The sequence below is a fragment of the Streptomyces erythrochromogenes genome (assembly GCF_040684695.1).
In the GTDB taxonomy this organism is placed as follows: Bacteria; Actinomycetota; Actinomycetes; order Streptomycetales; family Streptomycetaceae; genus Streptomyces; species Streptomyces erythrochromogenes_C.
Map to the genome: position 1 here is coordinate 257,880 of NZ_JBFBGM010000002.1, position 16,693 is coordinate 274,572.

Genomic DNA, 16,693 nt, shown 5'->3' on the forward strand with positions numbered 1-16,693 from the left:
GAATCTCAAGAATCGCGTAAAGTCAGGAGGGTGGCGGACGACATGGTGAAGACGGACCTGGACGGAACGGACGGCGACGGGACGGCGGCTGCGGCCGCGACGGCGGACGCGACGACGGCCGCCGGGCGCGACGAGGGAGCGGTCTCCCGGTTCGTGGAGCGGTTCGCCGCGCAGCTGACCGAGGCCGGGATGCAGCGGATGGCCGCACGGGTCTTCGCGCAGCTGCTCGCGAGCGACGGTGGCGCGATGACCTCGGCGGAGCTGGGCGAGGCGCTCCGGATCAGCCCGGCGGCGGTCTCGGGGGCCGTGTCCTACCTGACACAGGTCAACATGGTCAGCCGCGAACGCGAACCGGGCTCGCGGCGGGACCGGTACGTCCTGCACAACGAGCTCTGGTACGAGACCTTCACCCGCCGCGACCAGGTCCTGACCCAGTGGGAGAAGACCCTGCGCGAGGGCGCGGCCGGCCTCGGCGCGCATTCGCCGGCCGGGGCGCGGGTCGCGGAGACGGCGGCGTTCTTCGAGTTCATGCAGGGCGAGATGCTGGGCCTGATGGACCGCTGGCGCGCCCACCGGGCGACGCTCGACCTCGGCTAGGAAGGACCTGCACCGCCGACGCCACTCCCGAGCCGGGCAGTCCGGCCAGGCCGACCAGGCCGTGCAGACCGGGCAGACCGGGCAGTCCGCACAGGCCTGGCGATGCCCAGCCGGCGGGCGTCGGGGACCCACAGGACCCCGCCCCGCGCGGGGTCCCCGGCCAGCAGCACCACCCGCACGGACGGCGCCGGCTGCCTGCGGGGCCACGGGCGCGGCGGCAGGACCCGCCGCCCCAGCACCCCCAGGGTCAGCGCGTGCCGCTGCTCGCCCTGCCTCAGGACCAGGGCCACCACCGGAGGGCGCCGGCGCGCCCGCACCACCTCGGCCTCGTACGGGATCCAGCGCACCGCCGGGTCCCGCAGCACACGGCGCGCCCGGAGCACCGCGCGCAGCTCCCACGCCCCGAGCACCACCGGACCCAGCAGCACCACCAGCATCACCGGGCGCGTGAGCACCGCCGCGACCGCCGCGGGCCAGCAGAACACCGGCAGCAGGCACAGCAGCAGCGCGTCCCGCCGCCAGTCGCCCAGCGCCTCCGCCACGACCACCGGCCCGGGCTCCGGATCCGGATTCGCCCCGGCCGCCAGCCCCGGCACCGGAGCCGCCCCGGCCGCCGGCCCGGGCCCCGGCTCCGTCACCGGGGCAGGGTGAGCATCCATGCCCCGGGGCGCAGCGTCCACGTACGACGGCGGACCGGACCGGCCATCGCCCCGTCGGCCCGGTAGCGGAAGTCCGCCCCCGACACCGTCACCGTCTTCGCCCGGGCCGTCACCGTCGAGCCGGCGAAGCCGCCGCCCGTGCGCACCGCGACCTCCGCCGGTTCGCCGTCGCCCCGCGTGCGCACCGAGACGTCCGCCACGGGCTGGTCCACATCGGCCAGCAGCACCCCGTCGGCCTCCACCCGCAGCCTGCAGTGCCCGCCGCCCACTCCGCCCGCAGCCGTCACGGGCCGGACCAGCGTCCGCACCAGCGAGCGGTACGCGCTCCACACCGACGGCCCGGCCGGCCTCGGGACCCCCCGCTCCGGCCCCCGCAGCGGCGGGATCCGCAACGCGCCCAGCACCACGCCGTCGCTGTCGTCCACCAGCAGGTCGCACGTCCGGACCGACCCGTCCAGGACCGCCCGGGCCGCCGCGACGGCGGACTGGGGCACCCCCAGGGACCTCGCCAGCGCCAGGGACCCCACCGGCCCCACCGGAACCAGCGCCAGAGCGCCCTCGCCGAGCCCCCGCTCCCGGTGCAGCAGCCCCACGGCCCGCACCAGGGCACGGTCGTCGCCCACGATCACCGGCTGCCGATGACCCCGGCGGGCGAGCGCCCGCGCAAACTCCTCCTGCGAATCCGGGAGGCAGATCTTCGCCGCCGCGCCCGCCGACAACACATCCTTCGCGATCCGCACGGACTCGCCGTCAAGACGGCGGGCGACCGGGTCGACGAGCACCAGCAGACCGCCTACCGGCGCGCCCGCTTCGCTCATGGTGGGCTCTGGAGCCGACACCTCGGTCCTTCCTCGGGTAGCATCTTTGTGCAAGAGGCCCTTGCGCTATTGCGCCAGGGCCTTCGTCTATTCCGGGGCAACCCGTCCGACGGCTCGGCCCGCGTACATCGTCGTACGCCCCCTGACCTTGGACATGCCCCATCCGGAAGAGGTGTACGCCTGTGCCCGCTCTTGTGCTGCTCGGAGCTCAGTGGGGTGACGAGGGCAAGGGAAAGGCCACCGACCTGCTCGGTGGATCCGTTGACTATGTAGTGCGCTACCAGGGCGGCAACAACGCCGGCCACACGGTCGTCGTCGGCGACCAGAAGTACGCGCTGCACCTTCTCCCTTCCGGCATCCTCTCCCCCGGATGCACCCCGGTCATCGGTAACGGCGTCGTCGTCGACCCGGCCGTCCTGCTCTCCGAGCTGCGCGGTCTCAACGAGCGCGGCATCGACACCTCCAAGCTGCTCATCAGCGGCAACGCGCACCTGATCACGCCGTACAACGTCACCCTCGACAAGGTCGGCGAGCGCTTCCTCGGCAAGCGCAAGATCGGTACGACCGGTCGCGGCATCGGCCCGACCTACGCGGACAAGATCAACCGCGTCGGCATCCGGGTCCAGGACCTCTACGACGAGTCGATCCTCACCCAGAAGGTCGAAGCCGCGCTGGAGGGCAAGAACCAGCTCCTCGCGAAGCTCTACAACCGCCGCGCCATCGAGGCCGGGGCGATCGTGGAGGAGATGCTCCAGTACGCGGACCAGATCAAGGGCTACGTCGCCGACACCACCCTGATCCTCAACAACGCGCTGGACGAGGACAAGGTCGTGCTCTTCGAGGGCGGCCAGGGCACCCTGCTCGACGTCGACCACGGCACCTACCCCTTCGTCACCTCGTCGAACCCGACCGCAGGCGGCGCCTGCACCGGTACCGGCGTCGGCCCGACGAAGATCAGCCGTGTCATCGGCATCCTCAAGGCCTACACCACCCGCGTCGGCGCGGGCCCGTTCCCGACCGAGCTGTTCGACCAGGACGGCGAGGACCTGCGCCGCATCGGCGGCGAGCGCGGCGTGACCACCGGTCGCGACCGTCGCTGCGGCTGGTTCGACGCGCCGATCGCACGGTACGCCACCCGCGTGAACGGTCTCACCGACTTCTTCCTCACCAAGCTGGACGTACTGACCGGCTGGGAGCAGATCCCGGTCTGCGTCGCGTACGAGATCGACGGCAAGCGCGTCGAGGAGCTGCCCTACTCGCAGACCGACTTCCACCACGCGAAGCCGATCTACGAATACCTCCCCGGCTGGTCCGAGGACATCACCAAGGCCAAGACCTTCGAGGACCTGCCGGCGAACGCCCAGGCCTACGTGAAGGCCCTGGAGGAGATGTCGGGCGCCCCGATCTCCGCGATCGGCGTCGGCCCCGGCCGCACCGAGACGATCGAGATCAACTCGTTCCTCTAGGCAGCACACGCACCACCGCAGGGCGGGACGCGCACGGCGCGTCCCGCCCTCGCGTCTGCCGGGCCCGAAACGTCTCGGGGGGCGCGGTCCGGGTCGGCGGAAATATGATGGGCACGTCCTTTCCGCGGCGGAAGCAGGGACGGATGCACCATCGTCGGAGCCTTCGATGAGCCGGCGCCGTCCCCCCCGGGTGGCCAGCGCCGACCTGCTCAGCATGCTGGGCCGGCTGACCGCACAGGCCCGCCAGGGCGTGGAGCTCCAGCAGGCCCGTGTCGAGCTGGCCGAGGCCCTGCAGCGCGAGATGCTGCCGACCGCGCTGCCTTGCCTGCCGGGGCTGCGCACGGCGGCCCGGTACTCGCCCGCCCGGCACGGCCTGGACATCGGCGGCGACTGGTACGACGGCTTCCGGCTCCCGGAGGGCGCCCTCGCCTTCTGCATCGGCGACGTCCAGGGGCACGACGTCGACGCGGCCGCCTTCATGGGACAGGTCAGGATCTGTCTGCGGGCCGTGGCGGCCGTGGTCGTCGATCCCGGCGAGGTGCTGAGCCGGGCCAACGAAGTGCTGCTCTCGATGAACCGCGACCTCTTCGCGACCTGCAGCCTGCTCCGCTTCGATCCGGACACCTGGGAGCTGGAGAGCGCCCGGGCCGGTCACGTCCCCGCTGTCTGGGCCACCGTGGACGGGCAGTACGGCATAGCCGAGGACAACGGCGGACTCCCGCTGAACCTGGTGCCCGGCTCGGCGTACGCGGTGACCCGGCGGCGGCTGACGCAGGCGGGATCGATCGTCCTGCTCACCGACGGCGTCGTCGAGGGCCCCCGCTTCCCGCTCGAAGTGGGGCTGGAACGCGTGGTCAAGGTCGTCAGGGAGGCGGCGGGCACCGATCCCGCCGAGCTGGCCGCCGAGGTGATGAAGGTGGCCGATTCGACGGGCCACGCGGACGACGCGGCCGTGCTCGTCCTCAGCCACGACGCGGCGGGCCCCGCCCCGGAAACCACACCGGAAACCACACCGGAAAACGGCCCGGACGCCGACCCGGGCCCCGGCCCCGGCCCGGAACCCCGTGGAACGGCGTAGCGCGTGTCACGCCCCACCCGGCCCGCGGCCTGTTGTCTGATGAAGCGGTGCGCACCGAGGGATGGCGACGTCCGGCCGAACTGCTCCTACTGATCCTCGCCGTCGCCGTCGCCTACTACATCGGCGGCCGGATCGGCCTGCGCCAGAGCGTGACCGTCGACGGCGCCCAGGTCACCCCGCTGTGGCTGCCCACCGGCATCGCGCTGGCCGCCCTGCTCTGGCTGGGCCTGCGGGTCTGGCCGGGGATCTCCCTCGGCACCTACTTCGCCATCGAACGCATCAGCACATTCGACCTCAGCGACCTCGGCATCCTCGCGGGGAACACCCTCGCGCCGGTGTGCGCGTACCTGATGCTGCGCCAGGTGGACTTCCGCACGCAGATGGACCGGCTGCGCGACGCGCTGGCGCTGGTCTTCCTGGGCGGTCTGCTGCCGATGCTGCTCAGCGCCACGGCCGGCACCTGGACCCTCGTCCTCACCGGCGATCTGCCCCACGGTGAGTTCTGGCCGGTATGGGCGGCCTGGTGGGTCGGGGACGCCATGGGAGTGCTGGTCGTGACCCCGCTGCTGCTGGTCCTGCGCCGGGCCAGGCTGCCGCGGGACGACTACCGGCTGGCCGAGGTGTCGGCCCTGGCCGTCACGTCCGTGATCGTCACCCTCGTGGCCACCCGCAGCCACCTGTCCGTGCTCTTCCTCGTCTTCCCGCTGCTGATCTGGGCGGCCGTACGCTTCCAGTTCGCCGGGAGCGCGCCGTGCTCGCTGCTGATCTCGGTCCTGGCGATCTCGGCGGCGCACGACCACGTCGGACCGTTCACCGAGTACAGCCTGCTGGAGCTCATGGTCAACCTGCAGGCCCTCAACGGGGCGGCCGCCCTGACCGGGCTGCTGCTGTCCGCCCTGGTCACCGAGCAGAACAACGTACGGCTGCGGATCGAGCAGGTCTGCGAGGACCTGGCCGAGCTGGTGGAGCACCTGGCCCCGGGCGGCCGGCCGCCCGAACGCTGAGCGCCCCGGGGGGCCGTCCCCGGGGCGCTCGGCGGTGGATCAGTTGGTCTCGTAGTAGCCGAAGATGTCGACGACGAGATCGGCCTTGTCCCAGCCCTGGTTCCAGAAGTCGACGATGCCGTTGTTCCCGGAGCCCGCCTGGACCAGGTTCGCGACGGTCTTGCCGGCCGTCCAGTTCAGCGTCGAGGCGGTGGGGCGCTCCGGGAAGACCTGGCGGCCCTGGCGGTACTGCTCGCGCGTGTTCGGGTCCGGGGCGACCGACAGGAAGCCGGCGCCGGCGGTGTTGGTGACCGTCGTGTTGAGGACGTAGCCGGCGATGCCGGGTTCGCCCGCGGACAGCGCCTGCCAGACGTACCCGCGGCCCTGCATCGGACCGTGGGGCCAGCGCGGGTCGCGGGTGTCGAGCATCCGGACCGACGTGATGGGCATGTAGGCGCCCTTGCTGTCGGCGCTGTAGAAGCCGACGACGTCGACGATGACGTCCGTGCCGGCCCAGGCGCCGTTGCGGACGTTGATGGTGCCGTCGGGGCCGACCGGCACGATCACCGCGTTCGCGACCGTCTGGCCGGCGGTGAAGTTCAGGTTGGACGTGATCGGCACGCTCCCGCCGCCCGGGAAGACGGACAGGTGCCCGGCCTCCTTCGGGTTGGTCACCGTGACGTTCAGCGCCACGGCCGTGATCCCTTCGGGCACGCCGCGCAGGCCGCCGATCCGCGTACCGAAGGTCTTCTGCCCCGCCAGCTGGCCCCGGGAGGTGCCGAGGCCCTCGCGGGTGTCGACGAACCGGGCGGGCGTCATCGGCGTGTAGCCGGCGGCGTCGGTGCGCGTGAAGTAGCCGGTCACGTCCGCGATCAGGTCGACCGACTCCGAGCTGCGGTTGGCGAGCTCGACGTGGCCGTTCTTGCCGACGGGCACGATGACCATGTTGGGGACGGACTGGCCGGCCTCGAAGTTCACGTTCGAGGTCGTCGGCCGCTCGGTGCCCTCGGCGAAGGCCGTGATGTGTCCGCCGCTGGTGGCGTTGGTGACGGTCACGTTGAGGGCGACGGCGGTGACCCCCTCGGGTATCGCGCCGTTGCCGCCGACCCGCACGCGGGTCGAGCCGTACGCGGGGACCTTGCCCTGCGCCGCGCCGGTCCCGTTGCGGGTGTCCAGCAGGCGGGTCGGGGTGTGCGCGACGAAGTCCGAGCCGGCGGTCATGATCTGGAACTCGTTGACGACCTCGGCCTGGTTGGCCGGGTCCGTCACGGTGACCTTGACGTCGTACTGGCCGAGCCGGGCGAAGGTGTGGCTGCTCCGCAGGACGGTCGAGCCGTACGCGTCCATGCCGTCGGGGCTGCTGCCGTCGCCCCAGTCGACGGTGACCTTCAGCGTGGAGTCGGCGCTGATGACGGTGGTTTCCAGGTCGAAGGCGTGCGCGGTGGTGGCCGCGGCGTTCAGGACGAGCGCCAGGTCCGGGTTGCCGGCGGCCCGCTGGGCGGCGGCCCCGCCCTTGGCTCCGGGCAGCGCCTTGCGGACGGAACGCTCCGCGGGGCTCTTGTAGGTCTTCAGGTCCGGCGCCGCGACCTTGGCCAGGTCGACGGCGGGCGCCCCCACCGCGGGCACACCCGCCCCGGGCGCACCCGCCCCGGGTGCGGCCGGCTCAGCGGCCTGGGCGATGCCCGGCGCGAGACCGATGGCTGCCGCGATGACGGCGACGGAAATTACGAGACGGCGACTGCGCACCGATCCCCCCATTTTTGAACGTGCTCAGGTCTGGGCTCTAGAGTACCCAGATCTTCACCCGCGAGATCGCGAATACATGTGCGATCAAGGGGAGTTGGCTCGATTCTGTCCCGAACTGGGCTCTATGTCCGACGGGATGGTCCCGACGCACCGACTGCCCTCTGCTCCCTGTGCAGGTCACAGGGCCGGGCCGATCCGACTGGGGGGTTCATGACTGTACTGCCGACCGGCAGAGGAAACCGGCGCAGACGGGGCCGGGGCGGCTCGATCGCCGCCTCGGGCGCCCTGCTGCTCGCCGTGCTGGCCTCGCTCACGGGCCAGGCCGCTCCGGCCTTCGCGGCCACGGCACCGCCTGCCGCCGCCCCGTCGCAGCAGCACACCGCGTCCGGGGGCGCCGCGGCCAAGGCCGGACCGGAGGCCCCGCCGAAGCGGGACCCGCAGGCCGAGCACGAGGCCGCCGTACGCGCACTGCAGAAGAGCGCATCAGCGGGCGACTGCCCCGCCGCCCTGGGCGCCCACGCCGTCGTCACCTGCACGCTCGAGCCGACCGGGACAGCCTCGTTCTCGCTCTCCCTGCCGCAGCAGAAGGACCTGGTGCTGCTCCAGGTCGTCATGCCGGGCACTATGGCCCAACCACAGCTCGTCGCACCCGACGGCACCACCACGGCCTGCGAGAACGTACTCGGCTCCGGCCACGGCTACGGCACGCTGCGCTGCCCCACCGCGCAGGCCGGCACGTACACCCTCAAGATCCCGAACTTCGACAACGGCATGGCCCGGGCCCTCTCGGTCTCGTACGTCCCGCTGCTCTCCTCCACCGCCTGCAAGGCGGTGGGCGCAGCCGACCGCAAGCTCGGCGCCCCCACGGTGTTCCCCGGCTCGCTGCCGGCCGGTTCAGCGGGCGACTGCTACGGGCTGGACCTGGCCGCGGGTGACGTGCTCCGGGCGTTCTCCCCCAGCTGGCAGGTCCTGCGGACCGTCTATGACGCCTCCGGCAAGGAGATCTGCTCGTCCAAGGACAACAGCAGCTACGCCCTGGACTGCAAGCTCACCGGCACGGCCCCCTTCCGGGCCTCCGTGATGTCCTTCGCGGGCACGGCGGAGACCTACGGGTTCACCGCCGCCCGGCTCTCCGCGCCGGAGGGCTGCGCCGTGGTGGAGCCCCAGGCCTTCGGGGCCTCCCCCGACCTGAACCCCACCGCGCGCTGCCGCACCCTGCGCGTGGCGCAGGCCGCCGGATACGCCTTCGGCCCCGTGAAGGCCGACGTCGAGCTCTACGGCGCGCTGTTCGCCCGGGACGGCACCCCGTCCGCACCCGAATGCGGACAGGGTGCCTGTGACCTGGCCCCCGGCGACCACACCTGGGCCCTGGACCCCCGGACCACCGACGCGGACACGTTCGGCATGCGGTTCCACTCCGCCAAGGAGACCCGCGGCTGTACGGCGACCCACGACAACGGCCTGGCGGCAGGTCCGGCCACGGGCACCTTCGGCGGGCCGGGCCAGCGCCTCTGCCTGACCCTGCCGACCGCCACCGGCCAGGGCGTGTACCTGCTCAACCGGCCCTCCGACGAGGACACCAGCGCCGCGGTGACGGTCTTCGACTCCGCCGGCGCCAAGCAGTGCGAGGTGGGTGGACACACGTACCACGCCTGCAAGCTGACCGGTGCCGCGCCGTTCCGGGCGGTCCTGAGCGGCGAAGCGACGAAGGACTTCCGGCTGGTGATCCACCGGACCGGCGATGCCACGGGCTGCGCCGCCTGGCAGCAGACCGGGTTCGACGGCACCTGGGGCGCACAGGCCCCCGTGTCGTCCCAGGTCCGTCAGTACTGCCTGAGCCTGCCCGCGGACAGGCACTCCACCGCGGAGATGATCGACTACACCAACGAGCAGAACCGGGTGAACGGGGACGTCGTCGTCGTGGACCCGTCCGGCACCACGGCCTGTTCGACCGCGCCCGGCTCCACCGCGATCTGCCGGCTCACCGCCGGTGTCCCGTACACCGCCATGGTGGTCTTCACCGGCTACGGGTCGGACACGTACAAGCTGGTACGGCGTGACATCTCACCGACCGCGAAGTGTGCCTCCCCCGCCTCCACCAAGGTCGGCGGCCAGTCGCTCCCCTTCGACCTGACGTCGGCGCTCGACGCCCGGTGCGTCCGGGTGACCGGCGCCGCCACCGACAAGTTCTGGCTGAGCTCCCGCGCGCTCAACGAGGCGCGGTACGGCCCCTCCACGACGATGATGGTGGTCGACGCCGACGGCAAGATCGTCTGCCGTCAGTGGGGGATCTCCTGCCAGGTGACCGGCTCGACCTCGTACGTCATGGTCGTGGTGGCCACCGGGTACAAGGACAAGCCCATCCACACCGACGTGGACACCTGGAAGGTCGCATCGGCGTCGGGCTGGTCACCGGAGTGCACGACTGCCAAGGTGTCGGTCGACGGCTTCCCCGTGCGCAGCGGTGTGCTCACCGAGTCCGCGACCGCCTACTGCGCCGTCATCGACGTGCAGCCCGGTCAGGCCTTCAAGGTGTTCGGTACCACCAGCGCCCCGGACATCGCGAAGCCCCAGATCGATCTGCTGAGCCTGAACAACTGGGACAGCACGTACCTCGGCTACCAGTGCGGCAGCAACTGGGGCGAGTTCGGTGCTCGCTGCCAGGCCACCCACAACGCCGACGCCGGGCAGGCCCTGCTGCTCCTGAGCCCGGCAAGGACCGCCACCCCGGTGGAGTACAGCATCCAGGGAGTCTGCGACACCGGGTGCGTCCGTCCGCCGAGCCAGGACCCGAAGGGCATCAGCCCGTCGTCCAGCCCCTCCGGGACGCGCACGCATGCCGTGGTCAGCGGCACCGGGCTGCACCTCGGTACCAAGATGAAGGTCAAGCGCGACGGCACCGAGCGGCCCCTGACCGCGGTCTCCGTCAATCCCGAGGGCACGGCACTGACCGTCGAGGTCGACACGGCCGACCTGACGCCCGGACCGTACGACCTGCTCCTGGACGGTGTCGGCTACACGACCGGGGTGCCGTCCCGGGGCTACCTGCCCAAGGCCTACACGGTCACCGCGCCCGCGCCCGCTCCGAAGGGGAGCCGGTTCGTGCCGCACGGCCCGTCGCGGTTCCTCGACACGCGTGACGGTACGGGTGCGGCCAAGCAGCGCGTGGGTCCGGGCGGGGTCGTCACCCTGCAGGTCGCCGGTGTGAAGGGCATCCCGGCCACCGGCGTCACCGCGGTCGTGATGAACGTGACGGCCGTCCGGCCGACCGAGGCCGGGCACGTGATGGTCTATCCGAACGGGCAGGCCGTGCCCAAGGTGTCGAACCTCAACTTCGCACCCGGCCAGATCGTCCCCAACCTCGTCACCGTCCCCGTCGTCAACGGCAAGGTCGACCTCCGCAACAACGCCGGATCGGTGGACCTGATCGCCGACGTGACGGGCTACTACACCGACCAGGCCGGGGCGGGCTCCGCGTTCAACCCGATCACCCCGTCGCGGTTCCTCGACACGCGTGACGGTACGGGTGCGGCCAAGCAGCGCGTCGGACCGGGCGGCGTCGTCACCCTCCAGGTCGCGGGCGTCAAGGGCATCCCGGCCACCGGCGTCACCGCCGTCGTCATGAACGTGACCGCCGTCCAGCCGACCGAGGCCGGACACGTCACCGTCTACCCGAACGGCCAGACCGCGCCGGGCGTGTCGAACCTCAACTTCACGCCCGGGCAGATCGTCCCCAACCTGGTGACGGTGCCGGTGGTCAACGGCAAGGTAGACCTGCGCAACAACGCCGGATCCGTCGACCTCATCGCCGACGTCACCGGCTACTACGCGGCCACCGGCTCGGCCTTCTCCGCGGCCGGCCCGGTCCGGCTCCTCGACACCCGCGACGGCACCGGCGCCCGCGCCGGAGCGGTCGGCCCCGGCGGCGCCGTCACCCTCCAGGTCACCGGCACCGCCGGTGTCCCCGCACAGGGTGTGACCGCGGTCGTCCTGAACGTCACGGTCACCAACCCCACCGAGGCCGGCCACCTGATCGTCCACCCGCACGGGACCGGACGCCCGGGCGTCTCCAACCTCAACTACACCCCCGGACAGACCGTCGCCAACCTGGTCGTCGTCCCCGTCGTCGACGGCAAGGTGACCTTCTACAACAACTCCGGATCCACCGACGTGATCGCCGACCTGAACGGCTACTTCACCTCCTGACACCAAGGGCGCAAGGACGAGGGCCCCGCCCGGTCGTGAGACCGGGCGGGGCCCTCTTCGTCGTGCGCGGACCGGCGGATCAGTTCGTCTCGTAGATGCCGAACACGTCGACGATCAGGTCGGCGTCCTTCCAGCCCTGGTTCCAGAAGTTGATGATCCCGTACTCGCCGACCCCCGTCTGGACCAGGTTCGGGACGGTGGCGCCCTTCGTCCAGTTCAGGGCGGAGGAGACGGGACGCGGCGGCTTGGGCGCGTTGGGGTCGGTGTTCTCCTCCCACGGCAGCGGACTCGGGGCCACGGAGAGGAATCCGTCGTCCGCGGTGTTGGTGACCGTGGTGTTGAAGACGAAGGCCTCGACGCCCTCCGGCTCGGGGGCGAACCACTGGGAGAAGTACCCGCGGGCCGGCAGCCTCCCGGGCCACGCCTCGGTGTCGCGGGTGTCGATCGCGCGCCACGGGCTGATCGTCCGCAGCGCCGCCTTGCTGCCCTTGCCGTAGTGGCCCACCACGTCCACGATGACGTCGGCGCCCGCCCAGGCGCCGTTGAAGACGCTGATCCTGCCGTCCGGGCCCACGGGCACGATCACCGAGTTGGCGACCGTCTGACCGGCCGCGAAGTTCAGGCTCGACGCCGTCGGGGTCTGGCCGCCGCCCGGGAAGACGGACAGGTGGCCGGCCTCCGCGGGGTTGGTCACGGTCACGTTCAGGGCCACGGCGGTGATGCCCTTGGGCACGCCCTTGAGACCGTCGATCTGGGTGGTGAAGGTTCCGCGCCCGGCGAGCCGGCCCTTGGCGGTGCCCAGGCCCTCACGGGTGTCGACGAACCGGGTCGGGGTGATCGACGTGTAGCCGCCGGCCGCGGTACGGGTGAAGTAGCCCGTGACGTCGGCGATCAGGTCCACCGGGCTCCAGCCGCCGTTGAACAGCTCCACGCTGCCGTCCGCGCCCACCGGCACGATCACCAGGTTCGGAACGGACTGGCCGGCGGTGTAGTTCAGGTTCGACGTGTCGGGCCGGGAACCCTTGCCCGGGTACACCGCGACGTGCCCGCCGTCGGTGGTGTTGGTGACGGTGACGTTGAGGACGACCGCCGTGGCCCCGGCGGGAATGCCGGAGTTGCCCGCCACCTGGACGCGGGTCGTGCCGCGCCCCGCGACCTTGCCCGCCTTCGTGCCCGTGCCGTTGCGGGTGTCCAGCAGCCGGGTCGGGGCGTGCGGGGTGAACTTGGAGCCCTCGGTGACGAAGGTGATCTGGTTGGCGGCCTGGATGCCGTTCGCGACGTCGGTGACCGTCACCTTCACCACGTACTCGCCGACCTCGGCGTACACGTGGTCGTGGTAGACCTCCTCGGTCCCCTTGACGCTCGTCTTCTCCGTCGTGCCGTCGCCCCAGTCGACGACGACGTCGAGGTCGGCGTCCGGACCCGTGATCTTGGTGGCGAGCCCCAGTCGGTGCGCCGACCAGCTCTCGCCGGCGATCTCCACGGACAGCCCCGGGTGGTCGGCGGCCGCCTTGTTGCCGGCGCCGGGCAGCGTCGTGCGGACCGTGCGGTCGGCCGGGCTGTGGAACTTCTCCCCCGCGGACGTGGTGGCCGCCTTCGCGGCCGTCCCGGCCTTGGCCTGGCCCGGCGCGACGGGCTTGGCCGGTGCGGGCTTGGCCGGCGCGGCGGGCTTGTCCGGCCCCTCGGCCGCCGAGGCCGGGACCTGAACGAGAGCCAGACCCGCCGCGATGAAGGCAGCGGAAACTACGAGTCGGTGATTGCGCACCGGCCCCCCCATTTTTTGTTGGTTCTTTGGCGCAAACTGATCAAAGCTTGACCAGAGTACCCAGCGTGTCGGCCCTCCCCGCCACCGGTTTTCGCCCTGGTCAGGGGCGGTGTGGCGGAGGGACCGAGTCCGCTACCAGGCCAGCTGGGAGATCTCCTCCGCGACCACCGCGCAGGCGTCCGCCGCCGGGTCGATCAGCGGGAAGTGCCCGACGCCGTCGAGCAGGGTCAGCCCCACCATCTCCCCCGCCTTGGCCGCAGCCGCCACGTACGCCTCGGCCACCGCCTGCGGGACCACGATGTCGTCCCGGCCCTGGACCACCGCCGTGGCGATGCCGGTCGGCAGCAGCGACGCCGGGTCGGCCGAGGGCAGCCGCTCGTCCCAGTGCTCCGCACCGCCCAGCAGCTGCGCGCTCGCCCCGCCGCACACGCCCAGCTCCTCCGCCACCGCGAAGTCCGCGATCGGCGCCAGCGCCACCACTCCGCGCAGTATCGGCGGGACGGACAGCCGCCACGGCGAGCCGTACGGGAGCACGTGCCGGGCCGCGGCCCACAGCGCGAGGTGGCCGCCCGCCGAGTGCCCGGTGACGACCACGCGGCGGACGTCCGCCTGCGGCAGGGCTGTCGCGGCGAGGCCGGGGAGGGCGTCCATCGCGGCGGCGACGTCGTCGAAGGTCTCCGGCCAGCGCCCGGCGACCGGCCCGTCGGCGTTCTGGTGCGGCAGGGAACTGCCGCGCCGGTACTCGACGTTGGCGACGGCGAAACCGCGCCGGGCCAGGAAGTCCGCGAAGGGCGTGATGTGCTGCCTGTCGTAGGGGGCCCGCCACGCCCCTCCGTGCAGGACCACCACCAGCGGGACCGGACCCGTGGCCGGGCCGCGCGGGGCGTAGAAGTCGACGACGTGGTCGGGGTGTTCCCCGTAGGCGGCGCTCACGTCCGGGGCGACCGCCGGATGGGCGAAGGCCGAGGCGGCCTCGGCGGCGTCCCGTTCCACGGCGGCGGGGTCCGTCATCGGCTCAACCTCTCGGTAACGCGTGGGACAGCGGGGACAGATGTTCCGGTGTTCCGGCAGAGCGGGACCGTATCAGTCTGGAACAGCCGCTTCCGTGCTGGGACCGGAATATGACAGGGCGGACGGAGCCGTAGCCCCGCCCGCCCTGTGATGTGACGTTTCGCTACCCCGTCACCCGAAAATGTGACCCAGCGTGCGCGCTGCGCGCTCCGCGTCGGCGAAACCGACGTAGAGCGGGGTGAAGCCGAAGCGCAGGACGTCGGGTGCGCGGAAGTCGCCGATGACGCCCCGGGCGATGAGCTCGCCCATGACCTCACGGGCGTTCTCGGTCCGCAGCGAGACCTGGCTGCCGCGGCGCTCGTGCTCGGCCGGGGTGACCGACTCGACCAGGCCCTGCGGGACGTACGCCGCCACGCATTCGAGGAAGAAGTCGGTCAGGGCCAGGGACTTGGCGCGCACCGCCTCGACGGCGACCCCGTCCCAGGCGTCGAGCGCCGCCTCCAGCGCCAGCATGGACAGGATGTCCGGGGTGCCGACGCGGCCGCGGGTCGCGCCCTGCGCCGCCTCGTAGGCCGGGGTCATCGCGAAGGGGTCCGCGTGGCCGTTCCAGCCGGGGAGCGGGGAGTCGAAGGCGTCCTGGTGGCGGGCGGCGATGTACAGGTACGCGGGGGCGCCGGGGCCTCCGTTGAGGTACTTGTACGTGCAGCCGACGGCCAGGTCGACGTCGTGCGCGTCCAGGCCCACGGGCAGGGCGCCCGCGGAGTGGCACAGGTCCCAGACCACGACCGCGCCGGCGGCGCGGGCCGCCGCCGTGAGGGCCGGCAGGTCGTGGAGGCGGCCGCTGCGGTAGTCGACGTGGTTGAGGAGGACCAGCGCGGTGTCCGCGTCGATCGCCTCCGCCGCCTGCGCGGGGTCGACCGGGACGACGGTCAGGCCCGCCAGCCGGGCCGCCGACTGCGCGATGTAGCCGTCGGTGGGGAACGTCGCGGAGTCGACCAGCAGCTTCGTCCGGCCGGGAGCCGCGAGGCGGGCGCCGCCGACCAGCGCCTTGAAGAGGTTGACGCTGGTGGAGTCGCCGACGACCACCTGTCCGGGGGCGGCGCCGATCAGCGGGGCGATCTTGTCGCCGATCCGCTCGGGCGCGGTCCACCAGCCGCTCTCGTCCCACGAGCGGATGAGGAGCTCGCCCCACTGCCGGGCCACGACGTCGGCGGTGGCCGCGGCCACGCCGGCCGGGAGCGCGCCGAGCGAGTTGCCGTCCAGGTAGACGACGCCCTCGGGGAGGGTGAACCGCTCGCGCAGCTTCGCCAGCTCGTCGGCGGCGTCCAGGGCGGCCGCGCGGGTGCGGAGGTCCGCCGCTATGTCCTCGGAGGTGTCAGACATGGCTGCGCGCCGTCCAGAGCTCCGGGAAGACGTTCTTCGTCGCGCGCTTCTCCAGCCAGGTCACACCGGCCGAGCCGCCCGTGCCGGTCTTCGCGCCCATCGCACGGCGGGTGGCCACCAGGTGGTCGTTGCGCCAGCGCCAGACGAGTTCGGCGACGTCGGTGAGGACCTCGCCGAGCCGGTGGAGGTCCAGGTTCTCGTCCGGGGCGGCGTACAGGCCGGTCCAGACGGCCTCGACCTCGGCCGAGGCCTCGTAGCGGAGCGAGAGGTCGCGCTGCAGGACGGATTCCGGGACCGGCAGGCCGCGGCGGGCCAGGAGGCGCAGCACCTCGTCGTAGAGGCTGGGCTCCTGGAGGGCCTTCTCCAGCTCCGCGTGGACGCGCGGCGCGCCGCGGTGCGGGACGAGCATGGAGGAGGACTTCTCGCCGAGCAGGAACTCCATCCGGCGGTACATAGCCGACTGGAAACCGGAACCCTCGCCGAGGGCACCGCGGTAGGCGTTGAACTGCGCCGGGGTGAGCTGGGCGAGCGGGCGCCAGGAGGCGTTCAGGGCCTCCAGTTCGCGGAGGGAACGTTTCAGCGCATCCATCGCGACCGGGATGCGGTCCTCGCTCAGGGCCTTCGCGGCGGTTTCCCACTCGTGGACGATGACCGTGAACCACAGCTCCATGACCTGGGTCGTGACCAGGAAGACCATCTCGCCGGGGTCGTCCGAGCGGAGGTGCTGGAGGTGGGTGAGGACGTCCGCCTGGACGTAGTCCTCGTACGGGGTCGTGCCGTCGAAGTCGAGGTTCGGGGTGTCCCCGCCGACTCCGGAGGCATCAAGGGTTTTCGACATCGCTGTCTCCTCGACACGTGCTTCCGGGTAGCGGTCCGCTCCTTCCGTGAGGTGAGTGGAGCCCCGGTCCCCTGCCCGCATCATAGGGCGCCGTCGCGTCGACGCTCCAGCGGGGAGTGACACAGACCACACGTTTTGTCCGC

The 16,693-nt window shown here is 72.2% G+C and carries 12 protein-coding genes; 5 read left to right on the forward strand and 7 right to left on the reverse strand.

The window, feature by feature from the left end; translation table 11 throughout:
* Nucleotides 1-42: 42 nt before the first annotated feature.
* The gene (locus AB0O53_RS05190) at nucleotides 43-597 is read left to right on the forward strand and encodes a GbsR/MarR family transcriptional regulator (RefSeq protein WP_403137039.1); all 555 of its coding nucleotides are present in this window, start codon (nucleotides 43-45) and stop codon (nucleotides 595-597) included.
* Here AB0O53_RS05190 and AB0O53_RS05195 read toward each other — a convergent pair.
* Nucleotides 594-1,235: a hypothetical protein gene (locus tag AB0O53_RS05195; RefSeq protein WP_365193331.1), complete on the reverse strand. Its 642-nt coding sequence runs from the start codon at nucleotides 1,233-1,235 to the stop codon at nucleotides 594-596. The two genes, AB0O53_RS05190 and AB0O53_RS05195, sit on opposite strands and share 4 nt — an antisense overlap.
* Complete coding sequence (locus AB0O53_RS05200) at nucleotides 1,232-2,074, reverse strand: diacylglycerol kinase catalytic domain-containing protein (RefSeq protein WP_365193333.1); 843 nt, start codon at nucleotides 2,072-2,074, stop codon at nucleotides 1,232-1,234. Before AB0O53_RS05200 ends, AB0O53_RS05195 begins: the two co-directional genes overlap by 4 nt.
* 182 nt (nucleotides 2,075-2,256) lie before the next feature.
* Between AB0O53_RS05200 and AB0O53_RS05205 the strand changes: the two genes are divergently transcribed.
* From AB0O53_RS05205 to AB0O53_RS05215, 3 genes are all read left to right on the forward strand, one after another.
* Nucleotides 2,257-3,540 carry an adenylosuccinate synthase gene (locus AB0O53_RS05205; RefSeq protein ID WP_350990071.1) on the forward strand — a complete coding sequence of 428 codons (1,284 nt, stop codon included), beginning with the start codon at nucleotides 2,257-2,259 and terminating at the stop codon, nucleotides 3,538-3,540.
* Nucleotides 3,541-3,706: 166 nt separating this feature from the next.
* Nucleotides 3,707-4,618, forward strand: a complete 912-nt coding sequence (locus AB0O53_RS05210; RefSeq protein WP_365193335.1) for a PP2C family protein-serine/threonine phosphatase — start codon at nucleotides 3,707-3,709, stop codon at nucleotides 4,616-4,618.
* 47 nt (nucleotides 4,619-4,665) lie between these two features.
* Nucleotides 4,666-5,622 carry an MASE1 domain-containing protein gene (locus AB0O53_RS05215; protein WP_365193337.1) on the forward strand — a complete coding sequence of 319 codons (957 nt, stop codon included), beginning with the start codon at nucleotides 4,666-4,668 and terminating at the stop codon, nucleotides 5,620-5,622.
* Nucleotides 5,623-5,661: 39 nt separating this feature from the next.
* Here AB0O53_RS05215 and AB0O53_RS05220 read toward each other — a convergent pair whose 3' ends face one another.
* Complete coding sequence (locus tag AB0O53_RS05220; RefSeq protein WP_365193339.1) at nucleotides 5,662-7,347, reverse strand: PKD domain-containing protein; 1,686 nt, start codon at nucleotides 7,345-7,347, stop codon at nucleotides 5,662-5,664.
* Nucleotides 7,348-7,557: 210 nt separating this feature from the next.
* Here AB0O53_RS05220 and AB0O53_RS05225 point away from each other — a divergent pair, with 210 nt between their 5' ends.
* Entirely contained in the window at nucleotides 7,558-11,553 is a 3,996-nt protein-coding gene (locus AB0O53_RS05225) for a hypothetical protein (protein WP_365193341.1), read from the forward strand.
* Between the two features lie 79 nt (nucleotides 11,554-11,632).
* Here AB0O53_RS05225 and AB0O53_RS05230 read toward each other — a convergent pair whose 3' ends face one another.
* The 4 genes from AB0O53_RS05230 to AB0O53_RS05245 all read right to left on the reverse strand — a co-directional run bounded on the left by AB0O53_RS05230 (nucleotide 11,633) and on the right by AB0O53_RS05245 (nucleotide 16,550).
* Nucleotides 11,633-13,318, reverse strand: coding sequence for a hypothetical protein (locus AB0O53_RS05230; RefSeq protein ID WP_365193343.1), 1,686 nt, complete (start codon nucleotides 13,316-13,318; stop codon nucleotides 11,633-11,635).
* Nucleotides 13,319-13,450: 132 nt separating this feature from the next.
* Nucleotides 13,451-14,329, reverse strand: a complete 879-nt coding sequence (locus tag AB0O53_RS05235; RefSeq protein ID WP_365193344.1) for an alpha/beta hydrolase — start codon at nucleotides 14,327-14,329, stop codon at nucleotides 13,451-13,453.
* Between the two features lie 171 nt (nucleotides 14,330-14,500).
* Complete coding sequence (gene kynU / locus AB0O53_RS05240; RefSeq protein WP_350990085.1) at nucleotides 14,501-15,712, reverse strand: kynureninase; 1,212 nt, start codon at nucleotides 15,710-15,712, stop codon at nucleotides 14,501-14,503.
* Nucleotides 15,705-16,550, reverse strand: coding sequence for a tryptophan 2,3-dioxygenase family protein (locus AB0O53_RS05245; RefSeq protein WP_350990087.1), 846 nt, complete (start codon nucleotides 16,548-16,550; stop codon nucleotides 15,705-15,707). The genes kynU and AB0O53_RS05245 overlap by 8 nt, the downstream gene beginning before the upstream one ends.
* Between the last annotated feature and the right edge of the window lie 143 nt (nucleotides 16,551-16,693).